Below are 21,936 nucleotides of genomic sequence, written 5' to 3'. Positions count from 1 at the left end.
CCCTGTGGCCGCACTGCGGGTTAAATGTCCGCGATTTCGGTGACGATGCCGTCCAGCGCCACGTCGTGCGCGTCGGCGTCGAACCTCACTTCCAGGCAGCTGTACGCGATGCCCACCGTCTCCGGACGCGGCGCCCGCGCCAGCGTGCGGTCGTAAAAGCCCCCGCCATAACCCAATCGATAACCATCCGGGTTGTATCCCAGGCAAGGCACCAGCAATGCCGGCGGGTACGCCGCCGCGAGCCGCAACTCCGCCGGCACCGCCACCCCCATCGCATCCTTGACCATCGCCTCGCCGATGCGCCAGTCGGCGAATTCCAGCGCCGCGTGTTTTTCCACCACCACCGGCAGCAGCAGCCGCGCGCCCAGGCGCTCCAGAGCCACGTAGGCGGCGTGCAGATCCGGCTCGTCGCGCAGCGGCCAGTACACCCCCAATGCCGCCGGCCGCGCCGCGCGCCACCAGGCGATCACCCGCGCGCCGATGGCATGGTCCCACGCCGCCCGCGCGGCCGGATCGAGCGCGCGCCGCGCGGTCAGCAACTGCTTGCGCAAATCGGCCTTTTGTGTGGCGGCCGGGGCTATTCGTTCGCTCTCGGCACGTGGTATTCTAGGGTCGCTGGTCATGGATTCATCGCCGGTCATGGATTCGGTTGTCGCTTCGTACACTGCTTAAAGAGAGTTTCACATTGATTTCCGCTTCGAAATGGATTGCCGGCGTTGTCGTCGTGGCCTGGGTTGCGTTCAACCCGTCGTATATCTCGCTGGCCCACGCCGAGGATATCGGCGCCGAGACCAAGCGGCAGGACGATGCCTTCCTGCTGATGCGCGACGCGGTGCGGCAGGACGACGCGGCCAAGGTGGATTTCTACGCGGCCCGTCTCGCCAATTATTCGATTCCTTCGTATGTCGATTATTATCGGCTCAAATCGCGCCTGAAGGACGCCTCCTACGCGGAAATCCGCGATTTCATGAAGCGCTACGAAGGCCAGGCCATCGTCGACCGCCTGCGCAACGACTGGCTGCTGGACCTGGGCCGCAAACGCGACTGGATCACCTTCGACGAGCAGCTGCCGCTGTTTGTGCTCAACGACGACACCCAGGTCAAATGCTACGCGCTGCAATCGCGCGCGCTCAAGGGCCAGAAGGTGGCCGACGAGGCGCGCGCGCTGCTGACATCACCGGCGGTCTACGGCGAGCCTTGCGCGGGCCTGATCGCCACCCTGTTCCAGACCGGCCAGTTCGACGCCAACGACCTGTATGAACAACTGCGCCTGGCCGGCGAATTCAACGCCACCGGGCAGGCGCGCCGCATCGTCGCCTTGCTGGGCGGCCCGGAGAAGAAGGCGGTGCAGGCGGTCGACACGCCGGCGCTGGCGCTGGCCAAGGGGCCGGGCGCCGGCCGCACCGAACACGAGATCTTCGTGGTGGCCGTCGGCCGCATGGCCAAGACCAGCGTCAAGCTGGCGGCGCTGGCGCTGGAGAAGGCCTCGTCCCTGACGCCGCTGGAGCGGCAGGAAGGCTGGGCGGCGATCGCGCTGCAATCGTCCTATTCGCTGGACACCGACACCGCCGAATACTGGCGCCGCTCGAACGGCGCCAGGCTGTCCATCGACCAGATCCAGTGGAAAACCCGCATCGCGCTGCGCGCCGGCGACTGGCGCCAGGTCAAGGCCAATATCCAGGCGATGCCCGCCTCGCTGCGCGACGATCCGGCTTGGATCTATTGGATGGGCCGCGCGCTGATGGCCGAAGCCGGCGTGACCAGCCATCCGGCCGGCGAGGCCGAGCGGCTGTTCCGCAGCATCTCGGACCAGCCGAACTTCTACGGCCAGCTGGCGCTGGAGGAAACCGGCAAACTGATTACCATCCCGCTGCCTGGGCTGCCGATCACCCCCGCCGAAATCGCGGCGATCGCCGCCAATCCCAACTTCCAGCGTTCGCTCAAGTTCTTCGGCATGCGCCTGCGCTTCGAGGGCACGCGCGAATGGAACTGGGGCTTGCGCGGCTTGGACGAACGCGGCTACCTGGCCGCCGCCGAATTCGCGCGCCAGAACGAGATCCTCGACCGCATGGTCAACACCTCGGACCGCACCCGCATCCAGGTCGACTACACGCAGCGCTTCCCGTCGCCGCACCACGACGTCATGCACCCCGCCACGCAAACGCTGGGCCTCGACAAGGCCTGGGTGTATGGCCTGATGCGGCAGGAGTCGCGCTTCATCCTCGGCGCGCAATCGCACGTGGGGGCCTCGGGCCTGATGCAGGTGATGCCGTCGACCGCGCGCTGGGTGGCCAAGAAACTCGGCCTGACCGACTTCGCGCAGGACATGCTGACCGACGTGCGCACCAATATCATGCTGGGCACGAACTACCTGAACATGGTGCTCGGGAACATGGACGGTTCCGAGGTGCTGGCCACGGCCGCCTACAACGCCGGGCCGGGGCGCTCGCGCCGCTGGCGCGCCACATTGACCAAGCCGATCGACAGCGCCATCTTCATCGAGACCATTCCGTTCTACGAGACGCGCACCTACGTCAAGAACGTGATGTCAAACGCCACCTACTACGCGGCCTTGTTCGAGGGCCGCCCGCAATCGCTGAAGGCGCGCATCGGAACCGTCGCGCCGCGCTCCTACACCCCCGAGGAAGAGCAGGAATCGAGCTACGGCTCGCGTTGACCGCGCATTGACCACGCATAGACCACGCATAGACCACACCATCATTACGGACGCATCATGCAGACCACCAAACTTGATCCCAGCCTGTCGACTTCCCTGGCCGCCGCGCGCGAGCCGGGCCTGACGCTCATCATCGGCAACAAGAATTATTCGTCATGGTCGATGCGGCCGTGGGTGGCGATGACCGCTTTCGGCATTCCGTTCCAGGAGGTGCGCGTGCTGCTCGACCAACCCGACACCGCCAACCGCATCTGCGGCTACTCGGCCAGCGGCCGGGTGCCGGTGCTGCTGGCCGGCGAGATGACCATCTGGGACAGCCTGGCGATCTGCGAATATCTGGCCGAGCAGTTCCAGGAGCTGCACCTGTGGCCCCAGGACGTGGCCGCGCGCGCGATGGCGCGCTCGGTCTGCGCCGAGATGCACGCCGGCTTTGCCGACCTGCGCACGGCGATGTCGATGAACATCCGCGCCAGCTTCCCCGGCAGGGGCCGCACCAACGGCTCGCAGGCCGACATCGGCCGCATCAGCGAGATCTGGGAGGAGTGCCTGTCGCGCTTCGGTCACCACCAGTTCCTGTTCGGCGACTTCTCGATCGCCGACGCCTACTACGCGCCGGTGGTGATGCGCTTCCGCACCTACGGCGTGTCGCTGGCGCCGGCGCTGGACGCCTACTGCCAGCGCGTGCTGGCGCATCCGGCCGTCGCGCGCTGGGTGGCCGAGGCGCTGGCCGAAACCGAAACGGTGCCCAAGCACGACGCCGAACTGCCGGACTGACGATGATGCGGATTTATGTCGTCGGCGGCGCCGTGCGCGACGCGCTGCTTGGCCTGCCGGTCAAGGACCACGACCACGTGGTGGTCGGCGCCACGCCGGACGATATGCTGGCGCAGGGCTTCCGCCCGGTCGGCAAGGACTTCCCGGTGTTCCTGCATCCGACGACGCAGGAGGAGTACGCGCTGGCCCGCACCGAGCGCAAGACCGCGCCCGGCTACAAGGGCTTCGTGTTCCATACTTCCCCCGACGTCACGCTGGAGGAGGATTTGATCCGGCGCGACCTGACCGTCAACGCCATCGCCCGCGCCGACGACGGCACGCTGACCGATCCCTTCGGCGGCCGCCGCGATATCGAGCAGCGCGTGTTCCGCCACGTCTCCGACGCCTTTGCCGAGGACCCGGTGCGCATCCTGCGCGTGGCCCGCTTCGCCGCCCGCTACAGCGACTTCCGCGTGGCGCCGGAAACCAATGCGCTGATGCGGCAGATGACGGAGCAGGGCGAGGTCGACGCGCTGGTGCCGGAGCGCGTGTGGCAGGAACTGTCGCGCGGGCTGATGGAAGACAAGCCGTCGCGCATGCTGGAGGTGCTGCGCGATTGCGGCGCGCTGGCGCGCATCCTGCCGGAGCTCGACGCGCTGTGGGGCGTGCCGCAGCCGGAGAAGTGGCATCCGGAGATCGACACCGGCGTCCATATCCTGCAGGTGATCGATTGCGCCGCGCGGGCGAAGCTGGAGCTGCCGACGCGCTTCGCCTGCCTGATGCACGACTTGGGCAAGGGCGTGACGCCGTCGGCCACGTGGCCGGCGCACCACGGCCACGAGGAGCTGGGCGTCAAACTGGTCGAGCAGGTGTGCAAACGCCTCAAGGTGCCGACCGAATGCCGCGACCTGGCCGTGATGACCGCGCGCGAACATGGCAACGTGGGACGCGCTTTGCAGCTGCGACCCAACACCATCGTCAAGCTGCTGGAGCGTTGCGACGCCTTCCGCAAGCCGGCGCGCTTTTCGCAGATGCTGCTGGCCACCGAGTGCGATTCGCGCGGCCGCGTAGGCCCCACCGCCAGCTATCTCGACGCGCCGTTCCCGCAGTTGGCGCACCTGGAGGCGGCGATGGCGGCCGCGCGCGGCGTCAACGCCGGCGAGATCGCCCAGGCCAGCGCGGCCAACCCGCAGCGGATACCCGAATTCGTGCACCGCGCGCGGGTGACGGCCGTGAAAGTGGCGCTGCGGGCGGCCGACATCGATGGCGAGGACGACGCCGGCATGCCGCTGCCGCCGGCCGCCCCGGACGGCGGCCCCGCATAAACAGGAGTACAATGGGGTCGATGGTGCGCTGCACCATGCCGCCGCATGATGTCACTTTCGCCACTATGAACTCCATCGATCTGTTCCAAAATCCGCTGCGCCGCTGGGGCAAGCACAAAGACGGCAAACACCGTCCGACGGTGCTCGTCAAGGAGCTGCAGGAGCGCGACCGCCGGCGCATGGTCAAGCACTTCCTTGAACTGGAAAGCAGCGACCGGCTGCTGCGCTTCGGCACCATGCTGCCCGACGAGCAGGTGGAGAAGTACGTCAACAACATCGATTTTTCACGCGACATGGTGTTTGGCGTGTACAACCGCCTGTTCAAGCTGGTGGCCGTCGGCCACCTGGCCTTCGCGCCGCGCGACGAGTCGAAGAGCGCCGTCACCGAGAAGGAGCGGGTGGCCGAATTCGGCGTCTCGGTCAGCAAGAGCGCGCGCGGCACGGGCGTCGGCTCCAAGCTGTTCGAGCGCGCCGCCATCCACTGCCGCAACAACGACGTCGACACCTTATATATGCACTGCCTGTCGTCGAACAAGACGATGATGCACATCGCGAAAAAAGCCGGCATGGAGATCCATCGCGACTACGGCGAGGCGGACGCCTACCTCAAACTGCCACCGGCCAATCCGGCCAGCGTGCTGCAGGAAGCGTTGGACGAGCAATTCGCCACGCTGGACTACACCCTCAAGGCGAACAAGCGCTTCGCCACCAAATGGCTCGGTCGCCTGACCGGCCGAAAATAAATCGCATTTTCTCCCACTATAGTTAGAACCCTTACCGGCTGGCCTGGAATGAACGGTCAGACAAGATACGCAAACCGGTAACCAGGCTTCCCAACGTGCCGCTGATTTCCTCACTTCTGCCCATGCCCTGGGCGGCGGACGCCTTGTGCGGCGCCCAGTTGCGGGCGCCCGACCTGGGTGTTTGCCTGCGGCTGCTGGTGCTTTCGCCGCTGCTGGAGGAGTGCGTGATCCGCGCCGGCCTGCAGGAGTGGCTGATACGGCGCTCGCCGCCGGGGCTGCGCCAGTGCCCTGGGTGGACTTGGCCCGTGCTGGTGTCGACGGCCGCTTTCGGGCTGCTGCACCTAGGCTCCGGCTGGCAGGCCGCCGTCGCGGTGCTGCTACCGGGGCTGGCGCTGGCGCTGCTCTATCAGCGCACGCGCAACTGGTTGTGGTGCGCGCTGGTGCACAGCGCTTTCAACGCCTTTGCTATCTCTGTCTGCGGTTCATAGATCTATTTTAGATCGACTTCAAGATCAACTTCAGGAGAGTGGCATGACAGGTTTAACGTGGGAATTCCGGCTGCAATACCGGGCGGCGGCGGCGGCAGCGGCGCTGCTATTGGGACTGGCTTCGCAATCGGCGCACGCGCAAAACGCCTTGAACGGCCGCACCCTGTACCAGAGCGGTCCTGTCGGCGGCGGCGGCACCTGCGTCGCTTGTCATGGCCCCTCACCGGCCAACAACGTCAGTAACATCCAGCGCGCCGCCAATCAGCCGTCCGTCATCGCCGCCGCCATCGCCCGCAACGCTGGTGGCGGCATGGGCCAGTTCGCCGGCCGCTTCAGCGCCGCCGAACTGGCGGACATCGCCGCCTACATCGGCAATCCCAACGTGACGGCGTCGCCGGCCGCCTCGCTGGCGCCGGCCAGCCTGGCCTTCAGCGGCACCAGCATCGGCCAGACCAGCGCGCCGTTGAGCACCACCCTGAGCAGCACCGGCAACGCCGCGCTCAATATCGGCAACATCTCCCTGGGCGGCGCGGCGGCCGGCGACTACAGCCTGGCCGGCGGCAGCTGCGCCAACGGCGCGGCCATCGCGGCGGGCGCCAACTGCACCGTGCAGGTCAGCTTCCGTCCGACCGTGGCCGGCGCGCGCGCCGCCACCCTGACCATCACCCACGACGCCACCGGCGGCAGCAGCACCGTGGCCCTGAGCGGCACCGGCAACGCCACGCCGCAGGCGACCATCGCCTTGTCGGCGCCAAGCGTCAACTTCGGCCCGCAACTGACGGGCGCCGCGTCGGCCGTCTCCACCATCAACGTCACCAACAGCGGCCAAGCGCCGCTGACGTTCAGCGCCATCGCCCTGAGTGGCGCCAACGCCAACATCTTCACGCTGGGCGGCAACTGCGCGGTGGCCACGCCATTGGCGGCCGGCGCCAGCTGCGCCGTCACGGTACAGGCCACGCCAACGGCCGCCGGCGCCTTCGCCGCCAGCCTGACGCTGGCCTCCAACGCCGCCAACGGCAACGCCACCGTGGGCCTGTCCGGCACCGCCTCGGCCGCCGCCCCGGCGCTGACCGCCACGCCGTCCGCGCTGGCCTTCGGCCTGCGCACGATCAGCTCCCCGGCCACATCGCAGTCGGTGGTGCTGGCCAATACCGGCAACGTCGCCGTCGCCTTCACGCGCATCGCGCTGACCGGATCGAGCACCTTCACCATCGCCGGCGGCGACTGCGGCGCCACGCTGGCCGTCGGCGCCAGCTGCTCGGTGCCGGTGCGCTTCGCACCGACCGCCGACGGCGCGGTGACCTCGACCCTGGGCGTGACCTCCAACGCGGCGGCGGCGCAGGTGGCCATCACCGGCAGCGGCACCACGCAATCGGTCGGCGTCCCGGTGCTGTCCGAGACCGGTCCGATCGCCTTCGCCGACACGCAAGTCGGCGCCAGCGCGGCCGTGCACACCACGACCTTGAACAACGCCGGCAGCGCGGCGGTGCGCATCTCGACCCTGACCCTGGGCGGCGCCCAGCCGGGCGACTTCGTCACCGGCGGCACCTGCGCGGCCAATGGCGCCGTCAGCGCCGGCGCCAGCTGCACCATCACCACCGCCTTCCGCCCGACGGCGGCAGGCGCCCGCAGCGCGAACCTGCAATTGGTGACCGACGCCGGCGCCCAGTTCACCTTGCCACTGAGCGGCAACGGCGTGGCGGTCGCGGTCAGCGCCCCTTCGCTGGGACTGAGCCCGCAAAGCTTCGACTTCGGCGCCGTCGCCATCGGCGCCGCCGCACCGACCCGCCGCTTCGCGCTGACCAACAGCGGTTCGGCGCCACTGACGCTGGCCAGCGCCGCCTTCAGCGGCCCGTTCGCCGCCGTCGCCGACAGCACCGGCTGCGCCGCCTTCCCGTTCACGCTGCAACCCGGCGCCACCTGCGACCTGGTGGTGCGTTACACGCCGGTCAACGCCGGCGGCAACAGCGGCAATGTCGTGATCCAGTCGAATGTGGCCGGCAGCAGCTGGACCATCGCGTTGAACGGCCAGGCCAATGCCGCCCCGTCCAACGCCACGCCGCAAAACCGCGGTGGCGGCGGCTGCTCGGCCTCGCAGAGCGTCAACGATCCGATGCTGGCATTGCTGGTCATGCTGTCGCTGGGCGTGATCGTGTGGCGCCGCCGTCGTAACGATCAAAACTAACCTGGAGCCCTTATGAAAATCAAAGCCATATCGATCTTGCTGGCCGCCGCGCTGGGCGCATCGTCCGCGTTCGCGCTGGAGAAGGGCGCACCCGCGCCGCAGTTCGACCTGCAGGGCATGGACGGCCCCGTCCAGCTGGCGAAATTGACCGGCAAGGTGGTGTACGTCGACTTTTGGGCCTCGTGGTGCGGCCCGTGCCGCCAGTCCTTCCCGTGGATGAACGAGATGCAGGCCAAGTACGGCCCGCGCGGCCTGCAGATCATCGGCGTCAACGTCGACGCCAAAAGCGAGGACGCCAAGACCTTCCTGGCGGCGACGCCGGCCAAGTTCACCATCGCCTTCGATCCGAAGGGCGCGACGCCGCGCCAGTACGGCATCAAGGGCATGCCGAGCAGCGTGTTGATCGGGCCTGACGGCAAGGTCCTGCTGGAGCATTCGGGCTTCCGCGACGCCGACCGCGCCGAGCTGGAAGCGAAGATTCAATCCGCACTGGGAGCCGTTAAATGAAAACCCTGATCGTTCTGGCGCTGGCTGCCAGCCTGTCCGGCTGCGCCTCGTTCGGCAATGTCCAGCCGTGGGAAAAAGGCACGCTGGCCAAGCCCGAGATGACCTTTAACGACGGCGGTTTGTTCAGCCGTTACGACGACCATATCTACACCAGCCGCGAGTCCTCGTCGGGCGGCGCCGGTGTCGGTGGTGGCGGCTGCGGTTGCAACTGACATGGAATCCCTTATGACGAGCAAAAACATCACCATGCATGACGACGGCCAGCCGTCGATGTCCTCATCTTCGGCGCCATCCCCGGCAACGTCGCTGGCCGGTTCGATCCTGGCGGCGGCGCTGATGCTGCCGGGCGTGCAGGCCCACGCCGAGGCGCCGCCGACCAATGGCGTGATCAGCATCGGCTACCTTGACTATCGCGAAAGCCAGTCCGACATGGACCGCATCCGCGTGCACGCGCCGTCGGTATCCATCATGGCGCCGGTGGCCGGCGTCTGGAGCATCAGCGCCTCGGCCGTGACCGACGACGTGTCGGGCGCCTCGCCGCGCTACCACACGGCCGTCTCCGGCGCCTCGCGCATGAACGACGACCGCAAGGCCGGCGACGTCTCGCTCAAGCGCTACCTCGATCGCGGCAGCGTGTCGGTCGGCGCCAGCTATTCGACCGAGCATGACTACGTGTCGCGCGCGCTGTCGCTGCAGGGCACCTTCGAGAGCGAAGACCGCAACACCACGTGGTCGGCGGGCTTCGGCCGTTCCAACGACGAGATCAATTCCACCGGCGGCGCCGTCGTCGGCGCGAAGAAGAACACCACCAACCTGCTGGTCGGCGTGACCCAGGTGCTGACCAAGAACGACGTGGTGCAACTGACGTTGGCGCACGACCGTGGCCGTGGCTTCTTCTCCGATCCGTACAAGGCCTTCGACAACCGCCCGCGCAGCCGCAACGAGAACACGGTGCTGCTGCGCTGGAACCACCATATCGAATCGACCGGTGGCATCAGCCGCAGCTCCTACCGCTACTACCGCGACAGCTTCGGCGTGCGCGGGCATACGCTGTCGCAGGAATATGTGCAGCCGCTGTCGCAGGGCTGGACGGTGACGCCGGAAGTGCGCCTCTACACGCAGAGCGCGGCGGACTTCTACTACGACCCGGTCTACGATCCGGTGTTCGGTACGCCGTTCCCGCCGGGCTTCAACGCCGCCAATCCGGGCCTGTCGTCGGCCGACCAGCGCCTGTCCGGCTTTGGCGCGGTGACCGTGGGGCTCAAGGTCAGCAAGCAGATCGACAAGCTGTGGTCGGTGGACGTCAAGGCCTCGGCCTACCAGCAGCGCGGCAGCTGGCGCGCGTTCCACTCCGGCAGCCCGGGGCTCGAGCCGTTGCGCGCGCAGACCTTCCAGATCGCGGTCAACCGGCAATGGTAGACGCGATCCACCGCACCGCGTTCGACGCGATGGCCAGCCGTTGCGAGATCCGGCTGGCCGCGCCCGACGCCCACACGGCCGAACTGCTGTCGCGGCAGGCCGTGGCGGAGGTGCGGAGGATAGAAGAGAAGTACTCGCGCTACCGGCCCGAGAGCATCGTCTCGCGGATTAACGCCGGCGCTGGGGCGGACAGGGGGCCGGTGGTCTGCGACAAGGAGACCATGGCGCTGATGTCCTACGCCGCCGCGCTGTACGGCGCCAGCGAAGGGCTGTTCGACATCACTTCCGGCGTGCTGCGCAAGGCCTGGGATTTCCGCCGGCCGAGCGTGCCGAAGCCGGAGGTGCTGGAACCGTTGCTGGCGCTGGTCGGCTGGGACAAGGTGGCCTGCGAGGGCGAGGCGGTCCATCTTCGCGAAGCCGGCATGGAGATCGACTTCGGCGGCTTCGGCAAGGAGTACGCGGCCGACCGCGCGGCGGCCTTGTTGATGGAGGCCGGCGTGCGGCACGGGTATGTGAACCTGGGCGGCGACATGCGCTTCATCGGCCCCCGCCTGGACGGGCGCCCCTGGAGCATCGGCATACAGGACCCGCGCGATCCCGACGCGGTGGTCGCCAGTATTCCGATCAGCCAGGGCGCGCTGGCCACCAGCGGCGACTACGAACGTTATTTTGAACTGGATGGGCAGCGTTACTGCCACATCCTCGATCCGCGCACCGGCATGCCGGTGCGGCACTGGCGCTCGGTGAGCGTGATGGCGCCGATGGCGATAGCGGCAGGTAGTTGTTCGACGATCGCCATGCTGAAACAGCAGGGCGGACTCAATTTTCTGAACGCCTCTGACATGGGTTATCTGACCATCGATGATCAGGGGCAGATGTTGTATAGGGATATCTCATGAAACGACAAAAATGGATGGTGCGTTTGCAGATGCTGGCGACGATGCTGGTGGCGCTCATCGCGCTGTTTGCGGGCAGCCAGGTGCGGGCCGGCGATTTTCTCGAGCCTGACCAGGCTTTCAAACTGAGCGCCGAGGCGCTGGACGCCAAGACCGTACGGCTGACGTGGAAGATCGCCAAGGATTACCACTTGTACCGCGATCGTCTGAGCTTCAACGCCGCCGACGGCGCGCAGGTGACGGCGCCGGTGCTGCCGAACGGCATACGCAAGTTCGACACCAATTTCAACAAGGAGATGGAGACCTACCAGGACACGCTGGTGGTCGATCTCCCGGTGGCGGCCAAGGAGCCGTACACGCTGCTGGTCGGCTACCAGGGCTGCGCGGACGCCGGCTTGTGTTATTCGCCGGCGGAGCAGAGCTACCGTGTCGACCCGAGGAAGCCCGGCAAGCTGACGGCGATCGATCCAGCCGCCCTGGACGCGACGAAAGCCGCCGCTCCCGCAGCCCCGGCATCCACTGCGGCATCCGCTTCGGCTGCCCCCTCGGCCGCCGCGCCGGAAGATGACAGCTCGCTGGCCCAGCGCACGCTGCAAAGCGGTAGCGCATGGCGCATCGGCCTGGCCTTCCTGGTCTTCGGCCTGCTGTTGTCGTTCACGCCGTGCGTGCTGCCGATGGTGCCGATCCTGTCGTCGATCATCGTCGGCGAAGGCAATGTCTCGCGTGGCCGCGGCTTCATGCTGGCGCTGGCGTACAGCCTTGGCATGGCGCTGGTCTACACGTCGCTCGGCGTCGGCGCCGGCCTGGCCGGTGAAGGCCTGGCCGCCGCGCTGCAAAAACCGTGGGTGCTGCTGACGTTTGGCGCCTTGCTGTTCACGCTGTCGCTGTCGATGTTCGACGTCTATCAGTTGCAGCTGCCAAGCAGCCTGCAAAGCCGCCTGAGTTCCACCAGCGGCAATATGGGCGGCGGCAAATTCGCAGGCGTGTTCATCATGGGCGCGTTGTCGGCGTTGATCGTCGGTCCGTGCGTGGCCGGTCCGCTGGCCGGCGCGCTGCTCTACATCAGCCAGACGCGCAACGTCTGGACCGGTGGCTGGGCGCTGTTCTCGATGGCGGTCGGCATGAGCGTGCCGCTGCTGTTGACTGGCCTGTCGGCCGGCAGCCTGCTGCCGCGCGCCGGTGCGTGGATGAACGGCGTCAAGAAGGTCTTCGGCCTGCTGCTGATCGCGGTCGCCATCTGGATGGTCACGCCGGTGTTCTCGGTGACCACGATGATGATCATGTGGGGCGTGTTCGCGCTGCTGTGCGCCATGTTCCTGCACGTGTTCGATGGCATTCCGAAGGGTGCGGGCTTGGGCGCCTATGTCGGCAAGACCTTGGGCCTCGCCTTCCTGCTGGTCGGACTGTTCGAGTTGACCGGCGCCGCCAGCGCCGGCCGCGACGTGCTGCAGCCGCTGGGCCACTTGACCATCGCCCGCGCCGAAGGTGGCGCCGCTGGCGGCGCAGCGGCAGGCGGCGAGGCCCATTTCACGCGCATCAAGACGGTAGCCGAACTGGATCAGATCCTGGCCACCAGCACCAAGCCGGTGATGCTGGACTTCTACGCCGACTGGTGCGTGGCCTGCAAGGAGATGGAGCGGTTCACCTTCTCCAAGCCGGCCGTCAGCGGCAAGATGAAGGAGGTGATGCTGCTGCAGGTCGACGTCACCGCCAACAACGCCGACGACAAGGCGCTGATGAAGCGTTTCGGCCTGTTCGGTCCACCGGGCCTGATCTTCTTCAACGGCGGCAAGGAGATTCCGAACAGCCGCGTGATCGGCTTCATGGCGGCCGAGCCGTTCCTGCAGCATTTGAACCGTCACTTCGCGAGTTAATCGAGCTTTTCGATGTCGACAAGCTGACGCTTGAACGGTTCTTGCTTGTCTATTTCACCGGCTTCCTGGGCGCACGCGGCGGCAAGCGCCTGCATTGCGTCGCGGGCGGCCTGTTGTTGGTTCTTCGCGGCGATCTCCAACCAGAAATCATCGGGATTCAGTGCGGCGCGTGCGGTCGTCGCCGCCGCAAATTCGCTAAGCGCGCGAGCATGGTTCCTGAGAAATTCGATGTTCATATTCTCAACTCGACAAATCCCTTCGGCGTCTTGCCGTCGTGCTGGAAACCAAACAAACCTTTAAAATATGCCTGCCGATGTAATGATTCATTGGCACTTGGCGCTTCCATATATAAGTCTACATGGAAGCGTCTGCTAACCTTGGCGCGGTCGGTCAAGGCCCGAACTTCCAACTTTTGATCATTCGTCAGATCAGTCCCAGCGCTTGGATTCCACATGATGCAATCAATATCATCCGGGCCAATTTTGGCCGTTAAAAACGAGCCGTCAATCCAAAGTATAGCGTGGACTTCAAAAGATTGAAGTTTTTGAATCCACTGTTTGAACGAAGCAAATATTATCGCCCGGCGCGCATCCGCCAAGAAAGGCGTGACGGCGACGGCTTGTAGTTCGGCCAGTGTCACGGGGTGAATGCCCGGTGGCCAAAGTGGAGGGAAGTCTGCTTTTTTCATTGCGATGACCGTCCGCGCGTGTTCTCGTTGCTGGATTACAGCGTGCCGAGCGCACGGATTGTTTGGGTCATCGTGCCGCCCGATGGCATGAAGGATCGGGCGGGCTGAATATATCCATGTCTGTCCGGATATATTCACTTTTATTGCCGCTGTTAAGACTATACGAGCGGCAGGGCCGTCGTGTCTTTGATGCGCTGCAGGGCGAAGCTCGATTTCACGTCCAGCACCGCCGGATGGCGCAGCAACGTCGCCATCATGAAGCGCGAGAAGTGGTCCATGTCTTCGACGTGAACGCGCAGCAGGTAATCCATCTCCCCCGTCATCGCGTAGCAGGCCACCACCTCCGGCCACTGCTCGACCGACACCGCGAAGTCGGCGCGCGGCGAGGCCGGCGCGTTTTGCGCGCCCAGCGCGCGCGCGTTGCTGTGCGCGGCCGCGTCGCTGTGCTTCTCCAGCCGTACATTCACGTATGCCAGCAACCCCAGGCCAATTTTGTCCGGGTCCAGCAGCGCCACGTACTGGCGGATCACGCCCGCCTCCTCCAGCCGCTTGATGCGGCGCAGGCACGGCGACGGCGACAGCGCGACCAGCTCGGCCACGTCCTGGTTCGACAGCCGGCCGTCGGCCTGCAAGATGGACAGAATCTTACGGTCGGTTTTATCCAGCGCAATTTTGGTCATAAATCCCTCGATAATTCAGTGTTGAGGCAATATTATTGCTCAAAATGGCCGTGGGTGCGAATTGTTTGCAATTTAATGCCCGGTGTGCGGGACTATACTGGCGCTATTCTAACGAGGAGACACGCATGCAATTCCAGCCTTGGGACAACCCGATGGGAACCGATGGTTTCGAGTTTGTCGAATACGCCGCCCCCGACCCGAAAGCGCTCGGCGCGCTGTTCGAGCGCATGGGCTTCACCGCCATCGCCCGCCACCGTCACAAGGACGTGACGCTGTACCGGCAGGGCGGCATCAACTTCATCATCAACGCCGAACAGGATTCGTTCGCCCAACGCTTTGCGCGCCACCACGGCCCGTCCGTGTGTGCGATCGCGATCCGCGTGCAGGACGCGGCGGCCGCCTACAAGCGCGCGCTGGACCTCGGCGCCTGGGGCTTCGACAACAAGACCGGCCCGATGGAGCTGAACATCCCCGCCATCAAGGGCGTGGGCGACTCGCTGATCTATCTGGTCGACCGCTGGCGCGGTAAAAACAACGGCGAGCAGGGATCGATCGGCGACATCAGCATCTACGACGTCGACTTCGTCGCCATCCCCGGCGCGGACGCCAACCCGGTCGGCAATGGCCTGACCTATATCGACCACCTGACCAACAACGTCCATCGCGGCCGCATGAAGGAATGGGCGGACTTCTACGAGAAGATGTTCAACTTCCGCGAGGTGCGCTACTTCGACATCGAGGGCAAGCTGACCGGCTTGAAGTCGAAAGCGATGACTTCCCCGTGCGGCAAGGTGCGGATTCCGATCAACGAATCGTCGGACGATAAATCGCAGATCGCCGAGTACCTCGACGAGTACCACGGCGAGGGCATCCAGCACATCGCGCTGGGCACCGACGACATCTATACCTCGATCGAGAAGATGAAGACGACCGGTATCGCCTTCCAGGACACCATCGAGACTTACTATGAGCTGGTCAACCGCCGCCTTCCGGGCCACGGCGAGCGCCTGGAAGACCTGCGCCGCCTGCGCATCCTGATCGATGGCCATAGCAACGAGAACGAGCGTGAACTGCTGCTGCAGATCTTCACGCAGAACGTGATCGGCCCGATCTTCTTCGAGATCATCCAGCGCAAGGGCGACCAGGGCTTCGGCGAGGGCAACTTCCGGGCGTTGTTCGAATCGATCGAATTGGATCAGATCAAGCGCGGCGTGCTGCAAGATCCGGCTAAAGCGCCCGCATAAGGCTTATAGTAGTAGAAATCGCAGGAAAAACCGCCGGTAGCACCGCATAGAACGGAGCACCGGCAATCGCGCGGCAGGGCCTATCCGGTCCTGCCGCGTTCAGTATTTCAGAGAATATTGGAGACATTAATGAACGCACCTCACAAGGGTACGCTGCTGGACCCGGGCACCCCCTCGGACGACATTTCGCTCGACGACAAATGGACGCTGGAGCGCGGCCGCGCCTTCATGACCGGCACCCAGGCGCTGATCCGCCTGCCGATGATGCAGCGCGAACGCGATCTCAAGGCGGGCCTCAACACCGCTGGCTACATCACCGGCTATCGCGGTTCGCCCGTCACCAGCGTCGACATGACGGCGATGAAGGCCAAGAAGTACCTCGATGCCCACCATGTCAAATTCCATCCCGGGATGAACGAAGACCTGGCCGCCACGGCGGTGTGGGGCACGCAGCAGACCAATCTTTTCAAGGACGCCAAATACGACGGCGTCTTCTCCATGTGGTATGGCAAAGGCCCCGGCGTCGACCGCTGCGGCGACGTCTTCAAGCACGCCAACAACGCCGGCTCGGCGAAGCACGGCGGCGTGCTGGTACTGGCCGGCGACGACCACGCGGCCAAATCGTCGTCCACCGCCCACCAGTCTGACCACATCCTCAACGCCTGCGGCATTCCGGTGTTGTATCCGTCGTCGGTGCAGGAGTACATCGACTACGGCCTGCACGCCTGGGCCATGAGTCGCTATACCGGCCTGTGGGTGTCGATGAAGTGCGTGACCGACATCATCGAGTCCGGCGCCGTGGTGGACTTCGATCCGGACCGCGTGCAGATCCAGCTACCGACCGACTTCGAACTACCGGCCGGCGGCCTGAATATCCGCTGGCCCGACACCGTGCTCGATATGGAAGTGCGGATGAACAGCTACAAGTGGTACGCCGCGCTGGCCTACGCGCGCGCCAACAAGCTCAATAAAATCATCTGGGACAGCCCGAAGCCGAAGATCGGCATCATCACCGCCGGCAAATCCTACCTGGACACGCGCCAGGCGCTGGCCGACCTGGGCATCGACGAGCAGGCCGCCGCCGACATCGGCATCCGCCTGTATAAGATCGGCATGACCTGGCCGCTGGAGGCGGACGGCGTGCACGAATTCGCCAAGGGCCTCGACGAGATCCTGGTGGTGGAAGAGAAGCGCCAGATCCTCGAGTACGCGCTCAAGGAGGAACTGTACAACCTGCCGGACGGCCAGCGTCCGCGCGTGGTCGGCAAGTTCGACGACACCGGCGAATGGAGCAACAAGGGCAAGACGGGCCACGGCGACTGGCTGCTGCCGGCCACCTATGAACTGAACCCGGCGCAGATCGCGCGCGCCATCGCCTCGCGCATCGCCCACTACTGCGACGGCCATCCGGTGGCGGAGCGCGTCAAACAGCGCGTCGCCTTCCTCGAAGCCAAGGAGCTGGCACTCAAGACGCTGCCGACCAAGGCCAATCCGGACACCGACCGCACGCCGTACTTCTGCTCCGGCTGCCCGCACAACTCGTCGACCAAGGTGCCGGAAGGCTCGCGCGCGCTGGCCGGCATCGGCTGCCACTACATGGTGCTGTGGATGGACCGCGAAACGTCGACCTTCACCCATATGGGCGCGGAAGGCGTGACCTGGGTCGGCCAGGCGCCGTTCACCAACGAGAAGCACGTCTTCACCAACCTGGGCGACGGCACCTACTTCCACTCCGGGATCCTGGCGATCCGCGCGGCGGTGTCGGCCAAGGTCAACATCACCTACAAGATCCTGTTCAACGACGCCGTCGCCATGACCGGCGGCCAGCAGTTCGACGGACCGCTCGATCCGGGCATGATCTCGCGCCAGATCGCGGCCGAAGGCGTGACGCCGATCATCGTCGTCACCGACGAGCCGGAAAAATACCCGTCCGATTACAAATGGGCGGAAGGCGTCACCGTACGCCACCGCAGCGAGTTGATGGACGTGCAGCGCGAACTGCGCGACAAGCCTGGCGTGTCGGCGATGATCTACGACCAGACCTGCGCCTCCGAGAAGCGCCGCCGCCGGAAGCGCAACGAGTATCCGGATCCGGCCAAGCGCGCCGTCATCAACGAAGCCGTGTGCGAAGGCTGCGGCGACTGTTCGGTGCAATCGAACTGCCTGTCGGTCGAACCGCTGGAGACGGAACTGGGCCGCAAGCGCCAGATCAACCAGTCGTCGTGCAACAAGGACTTCTCGTGCACCACCGGCTTCTGTCCGAGTTTCGTGACGGTCGAAGGCGGGGCGCTGAAAAAGCCTAAAAAAGCGGCGACGGGCGACGCGCCCGCTGCCGTCTTGCCGATGCCGGCATTGCCGTCGACGGACACGCCGTACGGCATCCTGATCACCGGTATCGGCGGAACGGGCGTGGTCACCGTCGGCCAGATCCTGGCCGTGGCGGCGCACGTCGAAGGCAAGGGCGCCATCGTGCTGGACATGAGCGGACTGGCGCAAAAGGGCGGCCCGGTCATGTCGCACGTGCGCCTGGCCGACAACCAGGCCGATTTGCACTCGACCCGCGTCGGCACCGGCAGCGCCGATCTGGTGATCGGCTGCGATTTGATCGTCACCGCCAGCCGCGACGCCCTGTCGCGCATGGGCGAGGGCCGCACCCATGCGATGATCAATTCGACCGGCTCGTCGACCGCCGCTTTCGTCAAGAATCCGGACTGGCAGTTCCCGGACGCCGGCTCGCGCAGCGAGATCGTGCGCGCCTGCGGCAACGACCATGTGGACTTCGTCGACGCCGGCCAGATCGCCACCGCGTTGATGGGCGATTCGATCGCCACCAACATGTTCATGCTGGGCTATGCGTTCCAGAAGGGCCATGTGCCGCTGAGCGAAGCGTCCATCATCAAGGCGATCGAATTGAACGCGATCTCGGTCAACTTCAACAAGGCCGCCTTCCACTGGGGCCGCACCGCCGCGCATGATCTGGGTTCGGTCACCAAACTGACCACGCCGGCGAAGGTGATAGAGTTCAAACGCATCCAGACGCTCGACGATATCGTCAACCGCCGCGTCGAACTGCTGACCGCGTACCAGAACGCCGACTATGCGCAGCAGTACAAGGCGTTCGTCGAGCAGGTGCGCGCCGAGGAGGCCAAGCTGGGCAAGTCGACCCGCCTGAGCGAGGCCGTGGCGCGCTACTACTACAAGCTAATGGCGTACAAGGACGAGTATGAAGTCGCGCGCCTGTACACCGACGGCGCGTTCCAGCAGAAGATCGCCGGCATGTTCGAGGGCGACATCAAGCTCAAGTTCCACCTGGCGCCGCCGCTGATGGCCAAGCATGATGCGCAGGGACGCTTGATCAAGCAGGAATTCGGCCCGTGGATGATGAAGGCGTTTGGTGTGCTGGCCAAGTTCAAGGGCTTGCGCGGCACGGCGCTGGACGTCTTCGGCTACACGGCCGAGCGCAAAATGGAGCGCGCGTTGATCGGCGAGTATCGTCAGACGGTGGCCTCGTTGCTGCCCAAGCTGACGGCGGAGAACCTGGCGCAGGCGGTGGCCATCGCCAGCATCCCCGAGGATATTCGCGGCTACGGGCATGTGAAGGAGCGGCACCTGAAATCGGCCAAGCAGAAGGAGGCGACGCTGTTGGCCGCTTTCGGCAAGCCGGTCGCGCCGGTGCCGGTCGATAGCCATACGCACGCTGCCTGACACGTCATCTGAAACACGTCCGAAACACGTCTAAAACACGTAGGGCGGATTAGCGAAGCGTAATCCGCCATGCATGCGTCTCGACGGCGCATGCATTGGCGGATCACATGTCATTCAGCTATACCTTACGCAGCGAGCATACGGTATCGAACCACGCCTGCATGCCCACCAGCGGCTGCGGGTTGATTGGCAGCAGCGCGTTGATGTTGACGCCATTGCCCTTGCCACCGTTCTTTTCGTCCCACCATACCCCCGCATTCAGATCGTCCAGCGCCGGCGCCGGCCCGAAGCCCTTGGCGGCGTCGGGCGCGATGCCGCGCGCGGCCACCTCGACCCGGCGTCCGCTGCGTCCCTCGCTGGCCCGCCCGCCGCTGATCCAGCCCACCGAATTCGACACCGCCACCACGCGCGGGTGCATGCCGCGCGTGACGAACACCCGCATCCGCGCCGAGCCGATCTTCTCCCCGGTGCCGCGATAGGCCTGCTGCTCGGCCTTGTCCGCCGGCCCTGAACTCGGCCGGTAAGTGGTCAGCTCCACCATGTCGCCGCTCTTGAGCCCCATCTTTTTGGCCACGCCGGCGTTGATCCACATCGGATTGTCGTGCACGATCTCCGTCAGGTATTTTTGCGACGCGGTGCGCGCCTGCGTGTGCACGTTCCACTTGAACGTGGTCAGGATGAAGCGGTCCGCCGGCAGGTTGCGGTGCGAAGGGATCTGCGCGAAGGTCGGCAGCCCGTCATCGGCGATGCCCAGCGTCTTGGCCACCTGCGTGATCTCCGGCGCGTGCACCTCGAACTTGCGCGACGGCGTGGTGAAGCCACGCACCGCCGCGTCGCCCACCCGCACGCCCACGGCGACCTCCTTGCCTTTATCGTTGGCCCGGTAGATCACGCCGGTGCCGGCATCGGTGCGGCTGCCCTCCAGCTGCTTGTCGTTCAGCGGCTTTTGATAGACCTGGTAAGGCTTGGGCTGCGAACGGTCGACAAACACGCCGTAATGCTTCATATATTCGAAGCCATCCTTGAATTGCCGGCCGTCCGGCCCCGTCGTCGGCAGCTTGGCGCACTGCGCGCGCACGAAGTCCTCGTGGCTGCCGAACTGGAAATACTTGGCCTGTTCGGGCGCGAGCCGGCGGCCGATGTCGAACAGCACGTCGGCGAAGCTGCGCGCCTCGCCCGGCGGTGGTGTCAGCGGCTGGCGCAGCGCGACGTAGTGGGTCAGCTCGAGGTTGTTGCGTATGTCCATGCCCCAGCGTTCCAGGTAGGTGGCGTCGGGCAGGATCAGGTCCGCGTAGTGCGCCATCTCGGAATAGACCACGTCCGAGCAGGCGTGTAACGGAATCAGTTTTTCGTCCAGCAGCACTTCGACCGTGGTGCTGCGGCCCTCGGGCCAGGTCATCGGCGATCCCAGCGTGTAGCTGATGTAGACGTCCAGCTTTGCGCGGCCCTGGCGCAGGTAGTCGTAGACGATCTGGCCGACCTTCATCTTCTGCCAGCGGTTCGCCAGCGGCCATTCGGGCGGATCTTCCAGGTCGGTGCGGATTTTCGGGCTCGGCGGAACGGGTTGCGGTTGCGGGTAGCGGCTGGCGGACAGCTTTTCATCGAGCCCGTAGCAATAGCCGCCCGGCTTGGCGATCGATCCGACCAGCGCGTTGAGCATCACCACCGCGCGTTCGGCATTGAAGCCGTTGTAGTGGGCGCCGGTGCCACGGTTGGTGAAGGCGGCGACGGCCGGCCGCAGGCGCGCGAACTCCAGCGCCAGGCGTTCGATGTCGCGCGCGGCGATGCCGGACAGCTTGGCCGCCCATGCCGGCGTGCAGGTGGCCAGCCAGGCCCGCATCGTCTCCAACCCCGGCTGGACGAATTTGGCGACGAAGTCGTGGTCGATTTCGTTTTCGCGGATGATCACGTGCGCCATCGCCAGCGCGACGGCGCCCTCGGTGCCGGGGAAGGGCTGGTGCCATTCGTCGCTGCGGCCGGCGGTATTGGACAGGCGCACGTCGAAGGTGACCAGTTTTGCGCCGTGGTCGAAGCGCGCCTTGACCACGCGGCTGACCAGGTGCAGGCCGCCCTGGTGCGCCTCGTAGAAGTTGGCGCCGAAGTTGAGGAAGTATTTGCAGCGCTCGGCGTCGATCGATTCCCAGTCGGTCTCGCCGAGCGAGACGTAATTGGCGGCGCGCTTGTTGGAGGAGCACAGCGCGCGGTGGTTCAACTGCACCGGCGTGCCGATCGCGCTCAGGAAGCGGTTGATCTCGGCGTCGATGCGCGAGCGGCCCTGGTGCAGCGCGACCCGCTCAGGGTGGCCGCTGGCGATGCTGGCCTTGATCCGTTCGGCCACTTCCGTGTAGGCCTGCTCCCAGCTGATGCGCTGCCATTTGCCCTCGCCGCGCGCGCCCACCCGTTTTAGCGGGTAGAGCAGGCGCTCCGGATAGTCGTTGATCGTCGGTCCGGACTGGCCCTTGGCGCAGGTCATGTAGCTGCCCATGTTCGGGTCGAGCGGATTGCCGCGAATTTTGATCACCTTGTCGTCCTGGACGAAGGCCTCGATGCCGCATACCGTCGAACAGTTCAGGCACACGCTGGTGACGCGCTTGGCGCTGCGGTAATCGTTTTTGACCTTGCGCTGGCGGCCGTCGGCGGCCGGCCGGTAGTTCATGGCGCCGGCGGCGTTCGGCGTGAGCAGGATGGTCTCGCCCAAACCCAGGGTGGCCATCGAGCCGATGCCGTTTTTGATGAATCCACGACGGTCCAT

The 21,936-nt window shown here is 65.6% G+C and carries 18 protein-coding genes; 13 read left to right on the top strand and 5 right to left on the bottom strand.

Going from position 1 to position 21,936, the window contains the following annotated elements; genetic code table 11:
* Positions 1-20 precede the first annotated feature (20 nt).
* Positions 21-623 carry a 5-formyltetrahydrofolate cyclo-ligase gene (locus AC0IYS_RS29555; RefSeq protein ID WP_471708517.1) on the bottom strand — a complete coding sequence of 201 codons (603 nt, stop codon included), beginning with the start codon at positions 621-623 and terminating at the stop codon, positions 21-23.
* A gap of 62 nt (positions 624-685) precedes the next feature.
* Between AC0IYS_RS29555 and AC0IYS_RS29550 the strand changes: the two genes are divergently transcribed.
* The 11 genes from AC0IYS_RS29550 to dsbD all read left to right on the top strand — a co-directional run bounded on the left by AC0IYS_RS29550 (position 686) and on the right by dsbD (position 12,867).
* A complete protein-coding gene (locus AC0IYS_RS29550; RefSeq protein ID WP_471708516.1) occupies positions 686-2,677 on the top strand; it encodes a lytic transglycosylase domain-containing protein in 1,992 nt (663 codons plus the stop codon).
* A 57-nt stretch (positions 2,678-2,734) separates the two neighbouring features.
* On the top strand, positions 2,735-3,451 hold the full coding sequence (locus AC0IYS_RS29545; RefSeq protein WP_471708515.1) for a glutathione S-transferase family protein: 717 nt from the start codon (positions 2,735-2,737) through the stop codon (positions 3,449-3,451).
* A 5-nt stretch (positions 3,452-3,456) separates the two neighbouring features.
* A complete protein-coding gene (locus tag AC0IYS_RS29540) occupies positions 3,457-4,755 on the top strand; it encodes a multifunctional CCA addition/repair protein (protein ID WP_471708955.1) in 1,299 nt (432 codons plus the stop codon).
* 65 nt (positions 4,756-4,820) lie between these two features.
* Positions 4,821-5,498, top strand: coding sequence for a GNAT family N-acetyltransferase (locus tag AC0IYS_RS29535; protein WP_471708514.1), 678 nt, complete (start codon positions 4,821-4,823; stop codon positions 5,496-5,498).
* A gap of 122 nt (positions 5,499-5,620) precedes the next feature.
* Positions 5,621-5,986: a JDVT-CTERM system glutamic-type intramembrane protease MrtJ gene (mrtJ, locus tag AC0IYS_RS29530; RefSeq protein ID WP_471708513.1), complete on the top strand. Its 366-nt coding sequence runs from the start codon at positions 5,621-5,623 to the stop codon at positions 5,984-5,986.
* A 43-nt stretch (positions 5,987-6,029) separates the two neighbouring features.
* The gene (locus AC0IYS_RS29525; RefSeq protein WP_471708512.1) at positions 6,030-8,171 is read left to right on the top strand and encodes a choice-of-anchor D domain-containing protein; all 2,142 of its coding nucleotides are present in this window, start codon (positions 6,030-6,032) and stop codon (positions 8,169-8,171) included.
* Between the two features lie 12 nt (positions 8,172-8,183).
* Positions 8,184-8,678, top strand: coding sequence for a TlpA family protein disulfide reductase (locus AC0IYS_RS29520; RefSeq protein WP_471708511.1), 495 nt, complete (start codon positions 8,184-8,186; stop codon positions 8,676-8,678).
* Positions 8,675-8,890: a DUF4266 domain-containing protein gene (locus AC0IYS_RS29515; RefSeq protein ID WP_471708510.1), complete on the top strand. Its 216-nt coding sequence runs from the start codon at positions 8,675-8,677 to the stop codon at positions 8,888-8,890. The genes AC0IYS_RS29520 and AC0IYS_RS29515 overlap by 4 nt, the downstream gene beginning before the upstream one ends.
* 13 nt (positions 8,891-8,903) lie before the next feature.
* Positions 8,904-10,097, top strand: coding sequence for a DUF3570 domain-containing protein (locus AC0IYS_RS29510; protein ID WP_471708509.1), 1,194 nt, complete (start codon positions 8,904-8,906; stop codon positions 10,095-10,097).
* On the top strand, positions 10,091-10,996 hold the full coding sequence (locus AC0IYS_RS29505; RefSeq protein ID WP_471708508.1) for an FAD:protein FMN transferase: 906 nt from the start codon (positions 10,091-10,093) through the stop codon (positions 10,994-10,996). The genes AC0IYS_RS29510 and AC0IYS_RS29505 overlap by 7 nt, the downstream gene beginning before the upstream one ends.
* Entirely contained in the window at positions 10,993-12,867 is a 1,875-nt protein-coding gene (gene dsbD / locus AC0IYS_RS29500) for a protein-disulfide reductase DsbD (RefSeq protein ID WP_471708507.1), read from the top strand. The genes AC0IYS_RS29505 and dsbD overlap by 4 nt, the downstream gene beginning before the upstream one ends.
* Here the strand turns inward: dsbD and AC0IYS_RS29495 are convergent.
* The 3 genes from AC0IYS_RS29495 to AC0IYS_RS29485 all read right to left on the bottom strand — a co-directional run bounded on the left by AC0IYS_RS29495 (position 12,864) and on the right by AC0IYS_RS29485 (position 14,235).
* Positions 12,864-13,103 (bottom strand): hypothetical protein, encoded by a 240-nt coding sequence (locus AC0IYS_RS29495; RefSeq protein ID WP_471708506.1) that lies wholly within the window; start codon positions 13,101-13,103, stop codon positions 12,864-12,866. The genes dsbD and AC0IYS_RS29495 overlap by 4 nt on opposite strands.
* Positions 13,100-13,555, bottom strand: coding sequence for a DUF6932 family protein (locus AC0IYS_RS29490; RefSeq protein WP_471708505.1), 456 nt, complete (start codon positions 13,553-13,555; stop codon positions 13,100-13,102). Before AC0IYS_RS29490 ends, AC0IYS_RS29495 begins: the two co-directional genes overlap by 4 nt.
* 158 nt (positions 13,556-13,713) lie before the next feature.
* Positions 13,714-14,235: an Lrp/AsnC family transcriptional regulator gene (locus AC0IYS_RS29485; protein ID WP_090325644.1), complete on the bottom strand. Its 522-nt coding sequence runs from the start codon at positions 14,233-14,235 to the stop codon at positions 13,714-13,716.
* Positions 14,236-14,360: 125 nt separating this feature from the next.
* Here AC0IYS_RS29485 and hppD point away from each other — a divergent pair, with 125 nt between their 5' ends.
* Together hppD and AC0IYS_RS29475 are read left to right on the top strand one after the other, a co-directional pair.
* Complete coding sequence (gene hppD, locus AC0IYS_RS29480) at positions 14,361-15,479, top strand: 4-hydroxyphenylpyruvate dioxygenase (RefSeq protein ID WP_471708504.1); 1,119 nt, start codon at positions 14,361-14,363, stop codon at positions 15,477-15,479.
* 129 nt (positions 15,480-15,608) lie between these two features.
* Positions 15,609-19,184 (top strand): indolepyruvate ferredoxin oxidoreductase family protein, encoded by a 3,576-nt coding sequence (locus tag AC0IYS_RS29475; protein WP_471708502.1) that lies wholly within the window; start codon positions 15,609-15,611, stop codon positions 19,182-19,184.
* 118 nt (positions 19,185-19,302) lie between these two features.
* Here the strand turns inward: AC0IYS_RS29475 and AC0IYS_RS29470 are convergent, their stop codons facing one another.
* Entirely contained in the window at positions 19,303-21,936 is a 2,634-nt protein-coding gene (locus AC0IYS_RS29470) for a molybdopterin-containing oxidoreductase family protein (protein WP_471708501.1), read from the bottom strand.

This window comes from Duganella sp. AC237 (assembly GCF_979254035.1).
This window is presented reverse-complemented; position numbering and strand designations above follow the sequence as displayed.